The sequence below is a fragment of the Paenibacillus terricola genome (assembly GCF_014779765.1).
GTDB lineage: Bacteria > Bacillota > Bacilli > Paenibacillales > Paenibacillaceae > Paenibacillus_T > Paenibacillus_T terricola.
This window is the reverse complement of sequence record NZ_JACXZA010000004.1, coordinates 1-20476: the sequence shown is the minus strand read 5'-3', so window position 1 is coordinate 20476 and position 20476 is coordinate 1. Positions and strand designations below refer to the sequence as shown.

The following is a 20476-nucleotide window of genomic DNA, read 5'->3' as shown; positions in this document are numbered from 1 at the left end:
GAAAATTCTACCCCACTTCAATGCATTCGTAATCATAGTCTCCATATGTGGGCAGAAAAGGCGGCTTCGTTAGTCGCTTTCGCCAGGCAATACGTCGAACCAGCATTCATGCAGCAAATTATCGTTTCGGAATGTGTATAATAATTTCATAATGATCTTCATGATCATTTTCTTTCGTATCAATCTTCAATCCGGAAGTGGTCACCATCTCAACCGATTGTCGAATCGTATTAAGAGCAAGGCGAACATCCTTCGTGAACGAGATGCGTCGAGACTTCTTCATTTTGGCCGCTTCCTTATAGAAAGCAACCCGCGCTTCAGTCTGCTTAACATTCAATTCTTTTGAGAGAATATCACCTAGAACCTTCTCCTGCAACTCATCTGTGTCCAGGGAAAGCAGTGCTCTTGCATGACGCTCCGTAATTTTCCGTTCCATCAGCGCTTCTTTGACCGGGGTGCTTAATCCGAGCAGACGAATCTTGTTCGCAATCGTGGATTGGCTCTTGCCAAGACGCTGTGCCAGACTCTCCTGCGTCAATTGATGAAGATCGATGAGCTTTTGATAAGCAACAGCCTCTTCAATTGCCGTAAGTCCTTCACGCTGCAAGTTTTCGATTAATGCGATAGAAGCAGCCTGTGAATCGTTGAATTCACGTACGATGGCCGGTATTGTTTCTAGTCCAAGCTTGGTGACTGCACGCCAACGACGCTCGCCAGCAATAATCTCATAGCGACCATTACGCAAACGAACGACTATCGGCTGAATAACGCCGTGAGTCTTAATCGTCTGGCATAACTCATCAATACGATCATCATCGAAGATCGTCCGAGGCTGGTAAGGGCTCGTATCAATGTCGCCAATCGGAATTTGCTTTACTTCATCCGATTCCGGATTGTTTCGTTGATCGGCTATCCCGAACAACCGTGAGAACTGTTCTTTCATAACGTCAACAACCACCCGATTATAATATGCCTTTGTCCAAATACAGGGATTTCGCCGGAATGAAACGCACTGTGCCATTTATAAGCGCGGCATCAGCCGTTTCACCTTGGTACAACCGATCAATGCCATCATGCATTCTCCGAGTACAATCTTGCCTATATAATATTCGATACATAGAATCTCATTTCCTGCTTGACTTCTATATCGGCACAAATAAGTTTGCCGTGAATGTTTCACGTGAAACATTCACGGCAATGAAATTTAACCCGCCCGATTATACAATTGGCTGTTTCAAAGGTGTTCCTGCCTTGCGTGGATATTTCTTCGGCGTTAGATCGGTCTTCTGCAGCAGGACGATATGACGTTCGGACTGCTCCCAAGGAAGCTGCATCGCCTCCACTCCGATCGGCTTCGCACGAAGTTCGCGCATACTGGCAGCTGCCTCGCGGATTTCGTCGTTCGGATCGCCGCCCTTCATTGCGGCGAACTTCCCGCCCTTGCGAGCGAATGGCAGACAAAATTCATTCAAGACATTGAGCTTCGCAACCGCGCGAGCCGTTACCAAATCGTATTGATCGCGGTGCTCTGGCTGTCTTGCGATATCTTCTGCTCGTCCATGCAAGCATGTTACATCTTGCAGGCCAAGCTCCGATACCACGTGCTGCAGAAAGGCAATCCGCTTGTTAAGTGAATCTACAATCGTCACCTTCAAATGCGGGAAGCAAATCTTGATCGGCAGACTCGGAAATCCTGCGCCGGATCCAATATCCGCAATGCTCCTCGTGTCATTCATATCTACATAGAACGAGAGCGATACCGAATCGTAAAAGTGTTTCTCGTATACCGCTTCCCGCTCCGTAATGCCAGTCAAGTTCATCTTCTCGTTCCATTCGACCAGCAGCTTATAATACACTTCAAATTGATTCAGCTGTTCTTCGGATAATTTGATTCCTCGCTCCGTAAGCTTGCTGCTGAACCATGTCCACGTCTGATCCATCCTTTTATCGTTACCCCCGTGCTGCCCGCGCTGCCGTCACCCGGTTATAATGCTCCAGGTAAACAAGCAGAATCGAAATGTCTGCAGGCGTTACGCCAGCGGTTCGCGATGCCTGACCAATGGAAAGCGGTCGAATGTTCGACAGGTTCGTCTTCGCCTCATTCGCAAGTCCGTGAACATCGAAATAGTCGATATCATCAGGAATACGCTTCTTCTCCATCTTGTTCATCCGTTCAACCTGCTGCAGCTGCTTCTCGATATAACCGCTGTATTTGACTTGAATCTCGACCTGTTCCTTCATCTCTTCCGTCAACTCGTTCGGAGCTGGAGTCAGCCGTTCGACGTGCGCATAAGTGACTTCGGGACGAAGCAGCAGCGACAGCGCGGAGCATCCACCTGTAAGCGGAGCCGAGCCGATTTCTTCAAGCAGCGATTGCGCTGGCTCTTCCGCACGAATTTTGGCCGACTTCAGACGTTCGATTTCCTGCTCAACCAGTGCCTTTTTGTTCAAGAAACGATCGTAACGATCTTGTTTGATCAGCCCAATCTCGTAACCAAGCGGCGTGAGACGCAAATCGGCATTATCGTGACGGAGCAGCAGACGGTATTCTGCACGCGACGTAAGCAGTCGGTAAGGCTCTGTCGTCCCCTTCGTAACGAGGTCATCAATCATAACGCCGATATAGCCTTGCGAACGCTCAATGACAACAGGTGATTTGCCTTGCGCTTTGCGCGCTGCATTAATACCCGCTACAATCCCTTGGCCGCCCGCTTCCTCATAGCCGGATGTTCCGTTGATCTGACCTGCCGTGAACAGGCCTTCCACCAGCTTGGTCTCAAGCGTTGGCCACAACTGCGTAGGAACAACGGCGTCATACTCGATCGCATAACCGGTTCGCATCATTTCGACTTTCTCGAGACCCGGGATCGAACGCAGCATGTTCAGCTGCACATCTTCCGGCATACTCGTCGACAAGCCCTGTACATAATACTCCGACGTGTTCTTGCCTTCTGGCTCAAGGAAAATCTGATGTTTGGGCCGGTCTGCGAAACGAACGATTTTGTCCTCGATCGAAGGACAGTATTTAGGACCTGTTCCTTCAATCATGCCTGAGAACATTGGGGCACGGTGCAAGTTATCGCTAATGATTTGATGTGTCGTCTCCGACGTATAGGTCAGCCAGCATGGCAGCTGCTCATTATCCGAACTTTGTGTCTCGTACGAGAAAAATTGCGGCTTATCATCGCCAGGTTGAATTTCCGTTTTGCTGAAGTCAATCGTGTCGCCGTGTACACGCGGCGGCGTACCCGTCTTGAAACGCGCAAGCTGGAAGCCCAGTTCCTTCAGGCAGTGCGACAGCTTCACCGAAGGCTGCTGATTGTTCGGGCCGCTCTCATACATGAGCTCGCCCATAATGATTTTGCCGCGCATATAGGTGCCTGTTGTAATAACGACCGTCTTCGAGCGGTATTCCGCCCCTGTCTTCGTAATAACACCTACGCATTTGCCGTCCTCAACGATAAGTTCCTCAACCATGCCCTGACGAAGCGTAAGATGTTCCGTCTCCTCAATCGTCCGTTTCATGACATGCTGATAATCGAACTTATCGGCTTGCGCACGCAATGCATGAACCGCTGGACCTTTACCCGTGTTCAGCATCCGCATTTGAATAAATGTACGGTCAATGTTGCGGCCCATCTCTCCGCCAAGCGCATCAATTTCACGCACGACATGACCTTTCGCTGGTCCGCCGATCGACGGATTGCACGGCATGAACGCGACCATATCCAAGTTAATGGTCAATAGCAGCGTTTCGCAGCCCATTCGTGCAGCGGCAAGCGCCGCCTCCGCACCGGCATGACCAGCACCAACGACGATAACGTCATAACTTCCTCCAACGTATCCCATTGTGTTTCCCTCCCGACTTTCTTTTATTTGCCCAAGCAGAATTGCGAAAATATTTGATCCAGCAGCGATTCTCCCGCCGCATCACCAATCACTTCACCAAGCAGCTCCCAAGCCTGCTGAATGTCGATCTGAGTAATATCAATCGGTATGCCTGCATAAGTCGCATCAATTGCATCCGTTAGAGATTGCTTCGCCCGCTCCAGCAGCGAGATATGGCGTACGTTCGTCACATAGGTCAGGTCATTCGTCTCAATCCCGCCTGTGAAGAACATATCGCTCACAACCTGCTCAAGGCGATCAATCCCCTGCTCCTCCTGCACCGACATCGATACAATACGGTCAGTAGGGAATATACGTTCAAGCTCACTTGTATCCAGCTGCTTAGGCAGATCGATTTTGTTCAAAATAATAACAGCCTGCCGACCCGCTAGCTGATTCATCAGTTCCCGGTCATCATCATGCAGCGGCTCATTCTGATTCAGCACGAACAGAATAAGATCCGCATCCTCTAACGCGGAGCGCGATCGTTCAACACCAATTCGCTCTACAACATCTGAAGTTTCACGAATGCCTGCCGTATCGAGCAGACGGAGCGGAATGCCGTTAATCGTCACATATTCCTCGATCACATCACGCGTTGTTCCCGGAATATCGGTTACAATAGCTTTATTTGAGTGCGATAACGCATTAAGCAGCGAGGATTTCCCCACATTCGGTCGTCCGACAATCGCTGTCACAATGCCCTCACGCAATATTTTCCCTTCAGAAGCGGTTTTAAGCAACCGGTTAACGCCTTCCAGCGCCTGACCGCACTGCGTGCGGATGAATGCGCTCGTTAGCTCCTCGACATCATGTTCGGGATAATCGATATTTACTTCTACATGCGCAATGACTTCGAGAATTTGCTGCCGCAGCGGTTTAATCTGCTTCGACAACGCCCCCTCCGACTGCCTTCTCGCCACCTGAAACGCACGATCCGACTTCGATCGAATCAAATCGATAACTGCCTCTGCCTGCGTTAAATCAATTCGGCCATTCAAGAATGCCCGCTTCGTGAATTCACCTGGCTCCGCGAGCCGCACTTCACCTTGACGAAGTACCATCTGCAGCACATTCTGCGCTGCAATAACGCCGCCATGCGTGCCGATTTCAACAACATCTTCGCCCGTGAAAGATCGTGGCCCGCGCATTAGCGTAACAAGCACTTCCTCCACACGCTCATTCGTGGCAGCATCGACGATATGGCCATAATGAACCGTATGCGACTGTGCGGTCTCAAAGTTATCTTTTGTTCGAAAAATAGCCGTCGTCCGCGCAATAGCATCCGGCCCGCTGATTCGGATAATGGCGATACTGCCTTCTCCAACTGCCGTCGCGATCGCCGCTATCGTATCGTGAGACATTACCATTTTAATAACATCCCTCCAAGGTGAAACGGCCGTCTCCATCCTATAGGTGGCACGGCGCATTTCATTCCGATGAAATATAAGCTTACATATAAATGAACAACTTATAAAGTCTTATATTTAGCGCATAAGAATTTATAAGCTCCTCGTTTACAAGAAAAACAAATTCTTATCGGCGATAGAACCTACCTCTAACCGCGGTCGCTCAGCCCCGAATTGCCTTGATAGAGGTCTTCTCAATAAAAACAGCAATGACCGCAAAGAGCCATTGCTGCAAATAGTACGCTGCTTAACCGTTAATGCTCATTATTCGCCTATTCTCTCCTTCGCATTCCTCTCCAGGAGTGCGATGACGACGCGCCGGTTCGGCTCTTCGCCTTGACTGAATGTACGAACGAGCGGATGGTGCTGCAGCTGCGAATGAATAATTTTACGTTCCTGCGGAGACATTGGCTCGAGCGTAACTTCCTTCCTCGTCTTCACAACGCGGTCAGCCAGCCGATCCGATAGTTCCTCCAATGTCTTCCGTCTGCGTTCCCGGAAACCTTCCGCATCGAGCACGATTCGAACGGGCTTGTCACTGTAACGGTTGGCCACGATCGTGGTCAAATATTGCAAAGCATCGAGCGTCTGGCCCCGGCGGCCAATCATCTGACCGAGGTCGTCCTCTCCTTGAACCTCAAGAAGAAAGCCTTCCTTCGAATCCGAGCCGGATACGTTCACTTTCAGTCCCATACAACTGGCGACTTCGATTACGAATTGCTCCGCATAATCAAAAGGAGTCGGAAGCTCTTCAAGCTCCACCTTCGCCTCCCTCGTACCAATCAAGCCGAACAATCCTCTCGAGGGTTGTTCGAGCACGACAGTGCGCACGCGGTCTTCCGTTGTTTGCAATTGATGAAGTCCGTTACGGACCGCCTCTTCTATCGTCTTTCCCGATGCGACAATTTTCCTCATTTCGCTGGAACACTCTCCTTACGCTTGGATGGGCGTACGTACAGGAAATAGTTCTGAACAATTGTATAGACATTGCTGTAGATCCAGTACAGAGGCAGTGCAACTGGGAACTGGAGCGCCATAACAAAGATCATGACTGGGAAGATCAGCAGCATAATCTGCATACCTGGCATTGCCGTCTTCTGCTGCGATTGCATCATCTTCGTCTGCGTGAATGTCGTGATCGCTGCAATGACTGGCAGCAGATAAGCAAACCACAAGCCTTGGTCTTTAACATTCAGGCCCAACTGCAGACCGAGGAATTTATGACCGTAAATCGCACTGTTTGTCGAAATCGAGTTGTACAACGCGATAAATACAGGCATCTGGACGATCATAGGCAAGCAACCCGCCATCGGATTGACACCGTTCTGCTGGAACAGCTTCATCGTTTCTTGCTGTACCAATTGCGGATTATCCTTATGTTTCTTACGAATCTTCTCGATCTCCGGCTGAATAGCCTGCATCGCCTTGGAGCTACGATATTGTTTGAGCGTCAGCGGAAGAATTAATGTCCGCACTACAATCGTCAGAAGCAGAATAGCTAAACCGTATTCTCCATTAAATAGGTCAGCAAACTTGTCGAGCACTAATGAGAACCAATAAACGACGTTACGCTGCCAGAATCCACCTTGCAGCATATCTTCGGTTGTCATGTGTTGATGAGTTGACGAACAGCCGGCAAGGACTGTCATCATCCCGATCAGACCCGCGACAAGCAGCCATTTGCGTTTAAAAATGCGGGACAATATCACAAACTCCTCTCTGAACAGAGCAAATGCTTTTCCAACCTAAACTATACCATATTCTTGGTTTCAATGAAACAACTCGTACAGCAAGGTGCAGCGGCTGTCTCCGTCTTCAAAAACGGCACAGTACGTTTCATTTGGGAGAAATATACGCTTACATAAAAGAAGAGAACTAATTGTCATATATTCCAGGCTGATTACGACTTAGCCTTGAGCAATCCCGCCCTCTTCAGCACATGAATAACGCTCTTCTCCAGCTCTTTCGACTTCATCTCTACCGCCGGCTTGCGGACGATGAGGATCAGATCGACATGCGGTGCAATCCGTTCTGCGTTATGCCGAACAATTTCTTTCACAACGCGGCGCATTCGATTGCGTACGACAGCATTTCCGATTTTTTTACTGGCGGATACGCCAAGTCGAAACGGTTCCGCTGCAGGCTGTTTGGACCAATACACAACGAACTGGCCGTTTGCAAACGACTTCCCTCCACGGTAGATCCGGCTGAAATCAGCACGATTCCTCAGCCTCAGTTTGCGATGCATGCTCCTCACCCCGCTTCCTTCCACATGAGAATTTATAAGTTATCGATTACTTATTAATGAAGATACAAATTCTTATCGGCGATAAAACCTTCCTCATGCCTACGAAGCTGCTTTGCTTCGCAGAGCTGTAGGCCGCTCATCCTCGGATGACCTCAATAAAGGTTCACTCCTATTTAAGGTTGGACAAAATGCATAAAAAAAAGACCACCGCACAGTGGTCTCAAAATTACGCGCTCAGCACTTTTCTTCCTTTTTGACGGCGAGCAGCCAGTACCTTGCGACCGTTCTTCGTGCTCATCCGTTTACGGAAGCCATGGTTTTTCTTGCGCTTGCTAACATTCGGCTTAAATGTAGGACCCATTACAATTGCACCTCCTTTAAAGAAGTAATCATATGTCCTTCTCCGAAGAGAATAAGGTTATGCGGGTTACGTGCACATTCTTACTAGAAGGCATTCACCAGCTGCCGGACTTGATCGGGTATATCTCTCATTGTCCCGACAGCCCTGAAAAAAGACCTTTTTATATTTAACCACGCGGCTAGGTAAAAGTCAACTCTGACTGGAAGTCGCACTCCGCGCCGAATCGCGTAGTTATGCACAATCGAACAGTCAGCGATCCATTTTTGTGGATATGTACAACCGGATTGTGAAATCTGACGAAAATTAATAACATGTGTATAAAATTTGGCCGATTGCTGCGAAAGGTGTCGAAAGTTTAACAGGATATTAACAATATCTTGTGCTGTCAGTAACATTTATACACAACCTGTAGGATTTGTGGATAATCGGGGCAGATTCGTTGTAATATAAGGCTTCTTTTGCTATGATAGATATGTTTTCGATGTGGATACCGGCCTAGAATCATATACGTTATTAACACCCTGTGGATAACATTGTGAACAAATCCATCCCCTCTTGATAGATAGCGGGATTTCTTTCGTTTATACTGTGGATTTCTACTGTTGTAGCTGCTAAGCGCACTCCGGAAACCGCATAATAACAACAGATCGGCCAATCAGATGAAGGAGTGACACGCTGTGGACAGCCATACCCCGGATATGTGGCAGCAAGTGCTGTCGGTAATCCAGACGAAGCTCAGCAAACCAAGCTTCGACACATGGTTTAAAGCGACCAGGGCCGACTTGAAAGGCGATGTACTTGTCGTAACTGCGCCAACAACATTCGCCGCTGAATGGCTGGAAAGCCGATACACGAAGCTGGTCCGAACGACAATGTTCGAATTTCTGGGTCGTACGGTCGATGTGAAATTCGTTATTGAAGAAAACCGCCCGCCGGAACCGGTGCAGCCGCCTCCAATTGCGGTACCTGCAGCCGTATCGGCCGATGAACCTTTCAACCACCTGCTGAATCCCAAATATACGTTCGAAACGTTCGTCATCGGCGCCAATAACCGTTTCGCCCATGCGGCTTCGCTTGCTGTAGCTGAAGCGCCGGCCAAGACATACAATCCGCTGTTCTTATACGGCGGCGTTGGTCTAGGCAAAACGCACCTTATGCATGCCATCGGCAATTATATTCTCGATCACAATCCGAACATGAAAGTCATGTATATCTCTTCTGAGAAATTCACGAACGAGTTCATTAATGCGATCCGCGATAACAGCCCTGGGAGCTTCCGCAATAAGTATCGTAACATCGACGTGCTTCTCATTGACGATATTCAATTTCTTGCCGGCAAGGATGGAACGCAAGAGGAATTTTTCCATACATTTAATGCGCTCCATGAGGAACGCAAACAGATCATCATCTCCAGTGACCGTCCGCCGAAGGAAATTCCGACGTTGGAAGAACGGCTCCGTTCACGGTTTGAATGGGGATTGATGACGGACATCCAAGCGCCGGATTTAGAGACGAGGATCGCGATTTTGCGGAAGAAAGCGCGTGCGGAAAACCTTGAAATCCCGAATGAAGCAATGGTATATATCGCGAGCCAGATTGATACGAACATCCGGGAGCTTGAAGGTGCGCTCATTCGAGTCGTCGCTTACTCGTCGCTTATTAATGAGGACATCTCGTCCCATCTGGCTGCAGAAGCGCTTAAAGATATTATTCCAACTAGTCGTCCGAAGATGATTACGATCAACGATATTCAACAAAAGGTCGGCGAATTTTACGGACTGCGGCTTGAGGAATTCAAAGCGAGGAAAAGAACGAAGGCGGTGGCGTTCCCGCGTCAAATCGCCATGTACCTGTCTCGTGAGCTGACCGACTACTCGCTGCCGAAGATCGGCGAGGCGTTCGGCGGCCGTGACCATACGACGGTCATCCATGCCCATGAGAAAATCTCGACGCAGCTGAAGACAGACCAGGATCTGTTCAAGATCGTTCAGAACTTGAGCGAGAAGGTCAAAAATCATACGTGAATAACTATGAACAAACGAGCAAGCCTATGCACAAGCTATGCACATGTGGATAGGCTTGCTCTATCAGCGTTCAAAGCGCTTATCCACATATTCACCGCGCCTATTACTATTACTTCTAGTATTTATTAATAAACATCGTCTAAATAACGACATCAAACATCATTCGTCGACAACCTTCAAATCGACGCGCTAACTTGCGACATAGGAGTGAAAGCATGAAATTAACAATAGCGAAAAATGAACTGAACGATGCGATTCAACAGGTCGCCAAAGCAACGTCTTCACGCCCGGCAATTCCAATTCTCGGCGGCATCAAATTCGAAGTTACGCATCAAGGCGTTACATTAACGGCGAGCGATACCGATATTTCGATTCAAAGCTTCATTCCTGCTGAATCGAGTGATTCAGTAATCGCAAGAGTGGAGAAACCAGGAAGCGTCGTACTGCCGGCGAAGTTTTTTGTCGAGATCGTCAAGAAGCTTCCTTCCGACAATGTCGAAATCGAAGTGAGTGAGCATTTCATTACGATGATTCGCTCCGGTTCTACGGATATCCAGATGGTTGGTCTGGATCCAGAAGAATTCCCGGTTCTGCCTTCCGTCGAGCAAAGCGACGTACTTCAAATCCAAGGCGATCTATTGAAATCGATCATTCGCCAGACGATTTTCGCTGCATCCACAAGTGAACAGACGCCAATTCTAACTGGTGCACTTGTGAACCTGCAAGAAGAGCAGCTCCGTTTTGTTGCAACAGACCGTCACCGTCTCGCTTACCGTACAGCAAAGGTCGATTCGAATCCGGAACTGCGTTTCTCCAATATCGTTCTGTCTGCGAAGACGCTGAACGAATTGTCCCGTCTTATTCCGGACGCTTCGGCCCTTGTCGACATGGTCGTAGCGGACAACCAGGCGCTGTTCAAAATCGGTAACGTATTGTTCTACTCGCGTCTGTTGGACGGGATCTACCCGGACACTTCCAAGATTATTCCGCAATCGTTCAAAACAGAACTTGTTGTGGATACAAAAAAAATTACGGATGCTGTCGATCGTGCATATCTGATGAGCCGCGAAGAGAAAACAAACATTGTCCGCCTCATTACGCTCGACAACGGCGGTATCGAAGTATCGTCCAGCTCCTCTGAGCTTGGCCGCGTAACGGAGCAGCTCGAAGCGTTCAAGATGGAAGGCGATCCGCTTCGTATCGCGTTCAACTCGAAGTATATGCTCGACGTGCTGAAGGTCATCGACAGCGAGCAACTGAATATTCAATTCAACGGTGCGATGAGCCCGATCATTATTCGTCCAGTTGATCACCCACACAGCACTTACGTCATTCTGCCTTACCGTACAACCGGCTAAGCTGCACACCAGCTTACACGAAGAATGGAGAGTTACCGATGAAAGAAGTAGCGATCGGAACCGAATATATTGCGCTTGGCCAGTTTCTAAAGCTGTCAGATTGCATCGACTCCGGCGGTCAAGCGAAGTTTTTCCTGCAAGAGAATGAAATCTTGATCAACGGTGAAGTTGATAATCGCCGCGGAAGAAAGCTGTACGCCGGAGACGTCGTACAGGTACAAGGCTTCGGCTCTTTCACAGTTGTGCGGCGCGGCTAAAGCTGACAGCTGTTTAAGCGATGAGATAAGCCATGACTGCAAGGACAGGGGCTGAGCACTTTGTTTTTGAATCGAATTGCCCTACGCAATTACCGTAACTACAACGAGCTTGAGCTCGATACAAGCAGCGGTGTCAATCTGTTCCTCGGCCCGAATGCACAAGGGAAGACGAACCTGCTCGAGGCGATATTCGCCCTCGCCCTAACGAAGTCGCATCGAACGTCAAAGGATAAAGAACTGATCGGCTGGGAAAGTTCAGAAGCCCACATTCACGGGGTTGTGGATAAACAGTACGGAGCAGTTAAGCTGGACCTGATGTTCTCGGCACAAGGGAAGAAAGCGAAGATTAACGGACTGGAGCAGCGGCGCCTGAGTGATTTTGTAGGATCGCTCAATGTCGTCATGTTCGCGCCTGAGGATCTGGAAATTGTGAAAGGAACGCCGGGTGTGCGCCGCCGGTTTCTCGATATGGAAATCGGACAGGTGCAGCCCGGCTATTTGCATACGCTGCAGCAATATTCCAAAGTACTTGTCCAGCGCAATAATTACTTGAAGACGCTTTGGTCCAGCGGTGGAGATAAACAAGGTCTTCTAGAAGTATGGAATGTGCAGTTGGCAGAATTTGGTGTTAAAATTATTAAAAAACGGAAATACTTTATACAAAAGCTGCAACAATGGGCGCAGCAGATTCATGCGGGCATAACGGCTGGAACCGAACAATTAACGGTCGCGTATAAGCCTTCATTCGACTTTGAAGATGAATCTGTTTTATTTGATCATTTTATGTTAAAATTATCACAGGTTAAAGAACAGGAAATCCGAAGGGGTACAACGCTTGTTGGTCCTCACCGGGACGATTTGGCGTTCTTTATTAACGGGAAAGAAGCACAAACGTTCGGTTCACAGGGACAGCAGCGTACGACAGCATTATCGCTTAAACTGGCAGAAATCGAGCTAATTCGAGAAGAGATTGGTGAATATCCGCTGTTGCTGCTCGACGATGTACTTTCTGAGCTGGACCGAAACCGGCAGACGCAGCTAATCGAGACATTCCAATCGAAAGTGCAGACTTTTATTACGACGACCGGCCTTGAGAGCGTCGATCTCGGCAAGCTACAAGATGCTGGCATTTATCATGTCCTAGACGGTCGTGTCACGCGTTAACGCACTAAAGAATTATAGCGTTTTAGCGAAAGGAAGGACTGCGAATGTATATCCATTTGGGCGGAGAGAAAATTATTCGGGCAGCGGAGCTGGTCGCTATTTTCGACGTTTCGATCGAACAATCGTCCAAGCTTTCCAAACAATTCGTGGCAGGCGCACGCAAACGTAAAGACGTTGAGACCATTGGGGAAGAGGAACCGAAGTCGATCGTCCTAACTAAACATAAAATCTATTATTCGCCGATTTCATCCTCTACGTTGAAGAAGCGGGCCCATCATTTTGCGGCTTACTAATCGGCGGGCTTTTATCGCAAACACGAAGAGCAGTCGAGAGGAGCAGTGAATAGGCATGTCTACGAACCAGAATACGTATGACGAGAGTCAGATACAGGTGCTTGAAGGTCTGGAGGCGGTACGGAAGCGTCCAGGTATGTATATTGGCTCTACAAGCGGCAAGGGTCTTCATCATCTCGTCTGGGAAGTCGTCGATAACTCGATTGACGAGGCGCTCGCGGGATATTGTACGCATATAGACGTCATCGTTCATGAAGATAACAGCATTACGGTAATCGATAACGGCCGGGGTATTCCGGTTGGTGAGAATACGAAGCTGAAGAAGTCTACGCTCGAGGTTGTCATGACTGTGCTTCACGCGGGCGGTAAATTCGGCGGCGAAGGTTATAAAGTGTCCGGCGGTTTGCACGGCGTAGGTATATCGGTTGTGAACGCATTGTCCGAACACGTTACCGTTACCGTTAAGCGCGACGGTCATGTTTATCAGCAGGAGTATCGTCGTGGCGCTCCTCAGTATGACATTAAGGTCATAGGCGATTCGGATGAAACAGGAACAACGACACGCTTCAAACCGGATCCAGAGATTTTCACGGAAACGACCGTTTATGAATATGACACGCTTCAATCCCGTATTCGCGAGCTTGCCTTCTTGAACAAGGGCATCTCCATTACGCTGATGGATGAGCGCACAGGCCAGACGAATACGTTCAAGTACGACGGCGGTCTTATCGAGTTCGTCCAATACTTGAATCGTACGCGCGAGACGATTCATGAGATGCCGATCTATGTTGAAGGCGTGAAGGACCAGATCAGCGTCGAGGTCGCACTGCAATATAACGACAGCTATAGCGAGAACATTTACTCGTTCGCTAACAATATCAACACGCATGAGGGCGGTACGCACGAATCCGGCTTCAAGAGCGCCCTTACGCGAATTATCAACGACTACGCCCGCCGTACGAATTCGATTAAAGAGAATGACGCGAACTTGTCGGGCGATGACGTTCGTGAGGGTCTGACAGCGATTATTTCGGTGAAGGTCCCTGAACCGCAGTTCGAAGGCCAGACGAAGACGAAGCTCGGCAACAGTGAAGTTAGAGGCATCGTCGAGTCGTTGTTCGCTGAGAAACTGCAAGAGTTCCTCGATGAGAACCCTGGTGTTTCGAAGCGCATCGTAGAGAAAGGCCTCATGGCTTCCCGTGCACGTGAAGCAGCGCGCAAAGCGCGTGAACTCACTCGCCGTAAGAGTGCACTCGAAGTAAGCTCGCTGCCAGGCAAACTGGCGGACTGCTCCTCTAAGGACGCGTCGATCAGTGAGCTGTACATCGTCGAAGGTGACTCCGCAGGCGGATCGGCGAAGCAAGGTCGCGATCGCCACTTCCAAGCGATCCTGCCGCTGCGCGGTAAAATCCTGAACGTTGAGAAAGCACGTCTTGACCGTATCCTTGGCAATGCCGAGATTCGGGCCATCATTACAGCGCTTGGCACAGGCATTGGCGACGACTTCGATATAGCGAAGGCACGGTACCATAAGATTATTATTATGACCGATGCCGACGTCGACGGCGCTCACATTCGCACGCTCATGCTTACGTTCTTCTACCGCTACATGCGGAAGATTATCGACGCAGGCTTTATCTATATCGCACAGCCGCCGCTGTTCAAGATCGAACGCAATAAGGTCGTTCGTTACGCACAGTCGGAGAAGGAACGCGATGCGATCATGGCCGAGTTCGGCGAAGGCGTAAAGATCAACGTCCAGCGTTACAAAGGTTTGGGCGAGATGAATGCAGGCCAGTTGTGGGAGACGACGATGGATCCTGAGAGCCGCACGATGCTCCAGGTGACGATCGAAGACGCTATTGAAGCAGACGTCATGTTCGATACGCTGATGGGCGATAACGTCGAACCGCGCCGTGACTTCATTCAGCAGTACGCGAAGCATGTTAGAAACTTAGACATCTAGAATGCAGCTCTATTCATAAGGGCTGCTCATACAACAAGCCGTCAGATCGTTTTGGTCTGCGGCTTGTTTTTGTTTACGCGTCGCGTTCTCTTTGCCTTAAAGCGGCCGTAACCGACAGCATATTGATAGATCCGATTGAACACTTTACGATCGCCCAGCTTGCGGAACAAGAATGGATCCGGCAGTGTATTGACCTCTAGGATCCAAGGATGCAGCTCGGTATCGATGGCGAAGTCGATGCCGATTTCTTTAATGCCGGGATAAATAAGCTGTAGCTGTTTAGCCGTCTCGACGCCTAGGTTCGAAAGGTAGGTCAAATATTCGTTTTGTCTGTGCTCCGACATATGCGGGGACATGAGTGTGGAGAACGGAAGCGGAGTAGCGCCGCTGTGATAGTTCGTTACGATTTTGGACGGAAGTCCGAGTCTGCCGATAACGCCTGTCGTCTCCCACTCGCCTCTTAGATTATGCTGAACCATCACGCGAAAGTCGAAGCGGCGGTTATGATATTGCAGCAGCCGTATCCCTTTCTGGGCAAGATAGGGCCTCGTCCGTTGAACTGACAGCAATCGAGGGTACATCGCCTCAAACGTCGCAAATTGTCGAACCTTCTTATCCAGCTGGAAGCGGTATGGAAGCGGGGAAGAGGCAGACTTCTCAACCCGAATGACGCCGTTGCCGAACGTTCCGCGATCAGGCTTAACGTAGATCATGCCATACTGTTCAAGCATCATACGTACGGTTTCACGCTTAAATGGCGACGTTTCAGGGATATATTGACGCAGTTGCTCGGAAGCCAGCAATGCTGCTGTTTTGGACCATTTGCTATGCACGCGCTGAATAGCCACTCGTTTATACCGCCTTTCATCATAAAAAACTATCCCGACCATTCGACAACGAAAGAAGACAGAGGTGGAAATCGATGTTATAATAGAGAGGTGTGCCTATTGATGAAAATGAGTGTGCATTCCTTATCAGCATATGGAGAACGGGGGCTGGAAGCGAAGGGCGGCTAACTGTTTTTGGCTGAACGTGAAGCCTGTTTTCCAAATCCAAGCGTGAATAGGATTTCAGCTTATTCTAGTGCTTGGATTTGTTCGGAATGAAACGCATTGTGCCCACAGACGGCGGCAAGCGCTTCACCAAGTGATAGGGATGTTCGTATTCGTCAGGTTTAAGCTGAGCGGCTTTGTGAAACAAATAGATTAACAAGAGTATGCGGATTTATCAGACTCTAAGAGCTGATTCTTACATGACGAATGCCAGTGCAGCAGCGCGACAGGCATCGTTTTGCAAAAGATGTCAGGAGGGTAACAATGTCGGAAGAACAACGTTCACAAATAAGGGATCGTGATATCGGCGTCGAGATGCGCGATTCGTTCATGGAATATGCGATGAGTATCATCGTAAGCCGTGCGCTCCCGGATGTACGAGACGGACTGAAGCCTGTACATCGACGGATTCTTTTCGCAATGTCCGAACTTGGTATGTCGCCAGATAAGCCGTACAAGAAGTCGGCTAGGATCGTCGGTGAAGTTATCGGTAAGTATCACCCGCATGGTGACTCGGCCGTATATGACACGATGGTTCGTATGGCACAAGATTTCTCGATGCGTTATATGCTCGTTGACGGCCATGGCAACTTCGGTTCAGTTGACGGTGATATGGCGGCAGCAATGCGTTATACAGAGGCTAGACTCTCGAAGATTGCGATGGAGCTGCTTCGTGATCTGAATAAAGAGACAGTCGATTTCATACCTAACTACGACGGTGAAGAACACGAACCAGCCGTTCTGCCATCCCGTTTCCCGAACTTGCTAGTGAATGGTGTAACGGGTATCGCGGTAGGCATGGCGACGAATATTCCACCGCACAATCTGGTTGAGGTAATCGATGGTATTCAGGCATTGATCGTTAATCCAGAGATCACCTCGATTGAGCTCATGAATTATATTAAAGGTCCTGACTTCCCGACGTACGGCTATGTAATGGGACAAGCAGGTATCCGTCAGGCTTACACGACGGGACGCGGATCGGTTACGATGCGCGCGAAAGCGACGATCGAAGAGAATGGCGGCAAGGCGCGCATTATCGTGCATGAGCTGCCATACCAAGTTAATAAGGCACGTCTGGTTGAGAAGATTGCAGAACTCGTCCGGGAGAAAAAGGTTGAGGGTATCACCGACCTGCGTGATGAGTCCGACCGCAACGGTATGCGCATCGTCATCGAGCTTCGCCGCGATGTAACGCCATCGGTCGTATTGAACAACCTGTACAAGCAAACGCAATTGCAATCGACTTTTGGTATTAACATGCTCGCGCTCGTTAACGGCGAACCGAAAGTGCTTAATATCAAAGATATCCTGTACCACTACCTGCAGCACCAGATCGAGATTATCCGCCGTCGTACGGAATTCGACCTGAAGAAGGCGGAGGCGCGCGCGCATATTCTCGAAGGTTTGCGCATTGCGCTCGATAATCTGGATGAGGTCATTGCGCTGATCCGTGGATCGCGTACAACGGACGATGCGCGTGAAGGTTTGATTGCTCGGTTCGGGCTGACCCTGGAACAAGCACAAGCTATTCTCGACATGCGCCTGCAGCGTCTCACTGGTTTGGAACGCGATAAGATCGAGGCCGAGTATAACGAACTTCTAGCGAAGATCGCTGAGTACAAAGCGATTCTTGCTGACGAGCAGCTCGTGCTCGATATCATCAGTACCGAGCTTAATGAGATCAGTGAGAAGTTCGGCGATGAGCGCCGGACGGAAATTACGATTGGGGAAGACGAAATTCTCGACGAGGATCTCATTCCGCGTGAGGACGTTATTATTTCGATCACCCATTCGGGTTACGTTAAGCGCCTGCCGGTTACGACATACCGCAGCCAGAAGCGGGGCGGCAAAGGTGTTATCGGTATGGATACGAAGGATGACGATTTCGTCGAGCACCTATTCGTATCGAATACGCACCATTACCTGCTTTTCTTCACGGATAAAGGTAAGGTATACCGGTTGAAGGCATACGAAATTCCAGATCTCAGCCGTACAGCACGAGGTACGCCGATTATCAACCTGATTCAGATCGAACAGGGTGAAGTCGTCAACGCGGTGATTCCGGTTGAATCTTTCGATAATGATAACTACCTGTTCTTCGCTACGCGGCAAGGTGTCGTGAAGAAGACGCCGCTTGATGATTACTCGAACATTCGTAAGGTTGGTCTGATCGCGATTTCACTACGTGAAGATGACGATCTGATCGGTGTAAAACTGACAGATGGCAACCAAGAGATCATCATGGGTACGAGCCAAGGTATGTCGATTCGCTTCCCAGAGCAGGATGTTCGTTCGATGGGACGTTCCGCAACGGGGGTTAAAGGCATTCAACTTGACGATGGCGATAAAGTCATTGATATGGATATTGTTCAGAGCGACAATGATGTACTGATCGTAACGTCCAAAGGTTATGGCAAACGTACTCCGATGAGTGAGTACCGCAGCCAGAGCCGTGGCGGTAAAGGGATCAAGACGCTCAATGTTACAGATAAGAACGGATCGATTGTCGGCCTCAAAGTTGTTGAGAACGAAGAAGATCTGATGATTATGACGGAATCAGGTACGATGATCCGTACGAGCATGGATGGAATCTCGTCCATGGGTCGTAACACGCAAGGCGTTAAGCTCATCCACATTCGTGACGAGGATGCTGTTGCGACGGTTACGCGCGTAGCCCGCAGTGAGGAAGAACCCGAAGAAGAGGGCGAAGAGCAAGAAACCGAATAGATCGCGACAGACCTAAGGAACAGGAGAGAAAGGCAATGGCACAAGTATTGTTATCAAGACTTAAGCCAGGCGATAAGATTGTGCAAGATGTGCAGACACCGCTCGGCAACACCCTGTTCCACAAAGGTGTCGTCGTCACCTCAAGAGAACTAGAGATTCTGCAAGCCTTTCAGGTGAAAGTAGTTGAAGCAGACCCAGCGGATAATAAGTCAGACAAGACGGCCGCCCCTGCCAAGAAAGAGAAGAACGAGGCAGAGGAAGAGAAGCCGGTGATCTCTTCTTTCCAGGCAGAGTACGAGGTAACCCTTCAGCTCATTAAGCGGACGTTCAATAATGCCTTATCCGGGCAATCCCTGCCGATTCTCGAGATTCGTCAGCAGATGGAGAAGCTCATCGGTCTGGTTGGAGAATACAATGTTCTGACCTTCATTCCTGGCGGGCTTAAGGAAGATGACTATTGGTATCACAATAGTCTGTTGACTGGTCTCACTTCCTACTTGCTCGCAAGATGGAATGGGTTTGCCTCGAAGGATTGGGTACAGATCGCATTGGCAGGTCTGTTCCATGATATAGGCAATACGAAGGTTGACCGTGCAATTCTATTCAAGCCTACTGCATTGACTAGTGAGGAGCGGGAAGAAGTACGCCGTCATACGGTGAACGGCTATCAGCTTCTGAAACCAAGTGCAGCCCTGAACGAAGGGGTTAAACTGGCGTCTCTGCAGCATCACGAACGTGAGGACGGCAGCGGCTACCCACTAGGGATCAAGGCGGACAAGATCCATCCTTACGCAAAGATCGTTGCGATCGCGGATACGTTCCACGCAATGACGCTTAATAAGGTGTATCAGAAGGCAACTTCGCCGTATAGTGTCCTGGAGGAGATCCAAAAGAATGCCTTCGGCAAGCTAGAACCTTCATACGTACGTGTATTTATTGAGAGAGCAACACAGTTCCATAATGGTACGGTCGTTAAGCTAAGCGATGGGCGTTCAGGGGAGATTGTATTCTCTGATCGAAGCCAACCGACAAGGCCATGGGTGTCTGTTGCGGGTACAATCGTAAACCTAACCATAGAGCGTCATATCTATATTCAAGAGGTTATATCGAATTAGATATTAACTGGCTGAGAACCCGCCATTCCTACAAGGAAAGGGCGGGTTCTTGCTGTTATGCTCGGTAATTATAAAGAATAGTAAAGAATATCGATAAAATATGAAAAAAGGTGTTGCAATGGGATGCTCGTCTATGATATATTATCTAAGTCGCCGCTGAACGGCAGCGAAGAAAAAGAAAAAAAGATTGACACACTGAATAACATCTGGTAAGATGTAAAAGTTGTCGAAATTGTTCTTTGAAAACTGAACAACGAGCGAAACTGTCAGTTTAAATGTTTTAAATGAGCTAAACAAGCACTTCTTTTATGGAGAGTTTGATCCTGGCTCAGGACGAACGCTGGCGGCGTGCCTAATACATGCAAGTCGAGCGGAGTGGTTTGAAAGCTTGCTTTCAAACTGCTTAGCGGCGGACGGGTGAGTAACACGTAGGTAACCTGCCTGTAAGACCGGGATAACATTCGGAAACGAATGCTAATACCGGATACGCGATTTCCTCGCATGGGGAGATCGGGAAAGACGGAGCAATCTGTCACTTACAGATGGACCTGCGGCGCATTAGCTAGTTGGTGGGGTAACGGCTCACCAAGGCGACGATGCGTAGCCGACCT

The 20476-nt window shown here is 49.1% G+C and carries 17 protein-coding genes and 1 rRNA gene; 9 read left to right on the top strand and 9 right to left on the bottom strand.

What is annotated here, in order from left to right:
* Positions 1–118: 118 nt before the first annotated feature.
* The 8 genes from noc to rpmH all read right to left on the bottom strand — a co-directional run bounded on the left by noc (position 119) and on the right by rpmH (position 7906).
* Positions 119–943: a nucleoid occlusion protein gene (gene noc / locus H8B09_RS16170; RefSeq protein WP_191204600.1), complete on the bottom strand. Its 825-nt coding sequence runs from the start codon at positions 941–943 to the stop codon at positions 119–121.
* A gap of 274 nt (positions 944–1217) precedes the next feature.
* Positions 1218–1940 (bottom strand): 16S rRNA (guanine(527)-N(7))-methyltransferase RsmG, encoded by a 723-nt coding sequence (rsmG, locus tag H8B09_RS16165; RefSeq protein ID WP_191204599.1) that lies wholly within the window; start codon positions 1938–1940, stop codon positions 1218–1220.
* A gap of 10 nt (positions 1941–1950) precedes the next feature.
* Entirely contained in the window at positions 1951–3849 is a 1899-nt protein-coding gene (gene mnmG / locus H8B09_RS16160; protein ID WP_191204598.1) for a tRNA uridine-5-carboxymethylaminomethyl(34) synthesis enzyme MnmG, read from the bottom strand.
* A 23-nt stretch (positions 3850–3872) separates the two neighbouring features.
* Positions 3873–5252 carry a tRNA uridine-5-carboxymethylaminomethyl(34) synthesis GTPase MnmE gene (gene mnmE, locus H8B09_RS16155; RefSeq protein ID WP_191205133.1) on the bottom strand — a complete coding sequence of 460 codons (1380 nt, stop codon included), beginning with the start codon at positions 5250–5252 and terminating at the stop codon, positions 3873–3875.
* 309 nt (positions 5253–5561) lie between these two features.
* A complete protein-coding gene (jag, locus tag H8B09_RS16150) occupies positions 5562–6212 on the bottom strand; it encodes an RNA-binding cell elongation regulator Jag/EloR (RefSeq protein WP_191204597.1) in 651 nt (216 codons plus the stop codon).
* Positions 6209–7006, bottom strand: a complete 798-nt coding sequence (locus tag H8B09_RS16145) for a YidC/Oxa1 family membrane protein insertase (RefSeq protein WP_318152642.1) — start codon at positions 7004–7006, stop codon at positions 6209–6211. Before H8B09_RS16145 ends, jag begins: the two co-directional genes overlap by 4 nt.
* Before the next feature lie 191 nt (positions 7007–7197).
* On the bottom strand, positions 7198–7545 hold the full coding sequence (rnpA, locus tag H8B09_RS16140) for a ribonuclease P protein component (RefSeq protein ID WP_191204596.1): 348 nt from the start codon (positions 7543–7545) through the stop codon (positions 7198–7200).
* A 226-nt stretch (positions 7546–7771) separates the two neighbouring features.
* Complete coding sequence (gene rpmH / locus H8B09_RS16135; RefSeq protein ID WP_191204595.1) at positions 7772–7906, bottom strand: 50S ribosomal protein L34; 135 nt, start codon at positions 7904–7906, stop codon at positions 7772–7774.
* Between the two features lie 677 nt (positions 7907–8583).
* On the opposite strand from rpmH, the gene dnaA reads away from it, so the two are divergent.
* From dnaA to gyrB, 6 genes are all read left to right on the top strand, one after another.
* Complete coding sequence (gene dnaA, locus H8B09_RS16130) at positions 8584–9930, top strand: chromosomal replication initiator protein DnaA (RefSeq protein ID WP_318152641.1); 1347 nt, start codon at positions 8584–8586, stop codon at positions 9928–9930.
* Positions 9931–10145: 215 nt separating this feature from the next.
* On the top strand, positions 10146–11288 hold the full coding sequence (gene dnaN / locus H8B09_RS16125) for a DNA polymerase III subunit beta (RefSeq protein ID WP_191204594.1): 1143 nt from the start codon (positions 10146–10148) through the stop codon (positions 11286–11288).
* A gap of 38 nt (positions 11289–11326) precedes the next feature.
* Positions 11327–11545, top strand: coding sequence for a S4 domain-containing protein YaaA (gene yaaA / locus H8B09_RS16120; protein WP_191204593.1), 219 nt, complete (start codon positions 11327–11329; stop codon positions 11543–11545).
* A gap of 60 nt (positions 11546–11605) precedes the next feature.
* Positions 11606–12709, top strand: coding sequence for a DNA replication/repair protein RecF (gene recF, locus H8B09_RS16115; RefSeq protein WP_191204592.1), 1104 nt, complete (start codon positions 11606–11608; stop codon positions 12707–12709).
* 44 nt (positions 12710–12753) lie between these two features.
* Positions 12754–13002: an extracellular matrix regulator RemB gene (remB, locus tag H8B09_RS16110; protein WP_110042347.1), complete on the top strand. Its 249-nt coding sequence runs from the start codon at positions 12754–12756 to the stop codon at positions 13000–13002.
* Positions 13003–13057: 55 nt separating this feature from the next.
* Entirely contained in the window at positions 13058–14968 is a 1911-nt protein-coding gene (gyrB, locus tag H8B09_RS16105) for a DNA topoisomerase (ATP-hydrolyzing) subunit B (protein WP_191204591.1), read from the top strand.
* Positions 14969–15009: 41 nt separating this feature from the next.
* Here gyrB and H8B09_RS16100 read toward each other — a convergent pair whose 3' ends face one another.
* Positions 15010–15816 (bottom strand): YheC/YheD family protein, encoded by an 807-nt coding sequence (locus H8B09_RS16100; RefSeq protein WP_191204590.1) that lies wholly within the window; start codon positions 15814–15816, stop codon positions 15010–15012.
* A 468-nt stretch (positions 15817–16284) separates the two neighbouring features.
* On the opposite strand from H8B09_RS16100, the gene gyrA reads away from it, so the two are divergent.
* The 3 genes from gyrA to H8B09_RS16085 form a co-directional block, all read left to right on the top strand.
* Positions 16285–18750, top strand: a complete 2466-nt coding sequence (gene gyrA / locus H8B09_RS16095; RefSeq protein WP_191204589.1) for a DNA gyrase subunit A — start codon at positions 16285–16287, stop codon at positions 18748–18750.
* 35 nt (positions 18751–18785) lie between these two features.
* Positions 18786–19865, top strand: coding sequence for an HD-GYP domain-containing protein (locus H8B09_RS16090; RefSeq protein WP_191204588.1), 1080 nt, complete (start codon positions 18786–18788; stop codon positions 19863–19865).
* A 305-nt stretch (positions 19866–20170) separates the two neighbouring features.
* Positions 20171–20476: ribosomal RNA gene (locus H8B09_RS16085) — 16S ribosomal RNA — on the top strand; the annotation flags it as partial.

Coding starts and splice junctions, on each gene's coding strand:
- noc (WP_191204600.1), bottom strand. CDS start 943: ATGAAAGAACAGTTCTCACGGTTGTTCGGGATAGCCGATCAACGAAAC.
- dnaN (WP_191204594.1), top strand. CDS start 10,146: ATGAAATTAACAATAGCGAAAAATGAACTGAACGATGCGATTCAACAG.
- mnmE (WP_191205133.1), bottom strand. CDS start 5,252: ATGTCTCACGATACGATAGCGGCGATCGCGACGGCAGTTGGAGAAGGC.
- rnpA (WP_191204596.1), bottom strand. CDS start 7,545: ATGCATCGCAAACTGAGGCTGAGGAATCGTGCTGATTTCAGCCGGATC.
- rpmH (WP_191204595.1), bottom strand. CDS start 7,906: ATGGGTCCTACATTTAAGCCGAATGTTAGCAAGCGCAAGAAAAACCAT.
- H8B09_RS16090 (WP_191204588.1), top strand. CDS start 18,786: ATGGCACAAGTATTGTTATCAAGACTTAAGCCAGGCGATAAGATTGTG.
- gyrA (WP_191204589.1), top strand. CDS start 16,285: ATGTCGGAAGAACAACGTTCACAAATAAGGGATCGTGATATCGGCGTC.
- yaaA (WP_191204593.1), top strand. CDS start 11,327: ATGAAAGAAGTAGCGATCGGAACCGAATATATTGCGCTTGGCCAGTTT.
- rsmG (WP_191204599.1), bottom strand. CDS start 1,940: ATGGATCAGACGTGGACATGGTTCAGCAGCAAGCTTACGGAGCGAGGA.
- mnmG (WP_191204598.1), bottom strand. CDS start 3,849: ATGGGATACGTTGGAGGAAGTTATGACGTTATCGTCGTTGGTGCTGGT.
- gyrB (WP_191204591.1), top strand. CDS start 13,058: ATGTCTACGAACCAGAATACGTATGACGAGAGTCAGATACAGGTGCTT.
- jag (WP_191204597.1), bottom strand. CDS start 6,212: ATGAGGAAAATTGTCGCATCGGGAAAGACGATAGAAGAGGCGGTCCGT.
- remB (WP_110042347.1), top strand. CDS start 12,754: ATGTATATCCATTTGGGCGGAGAGAAAATTATTCGGGCAGCGGAGCTG.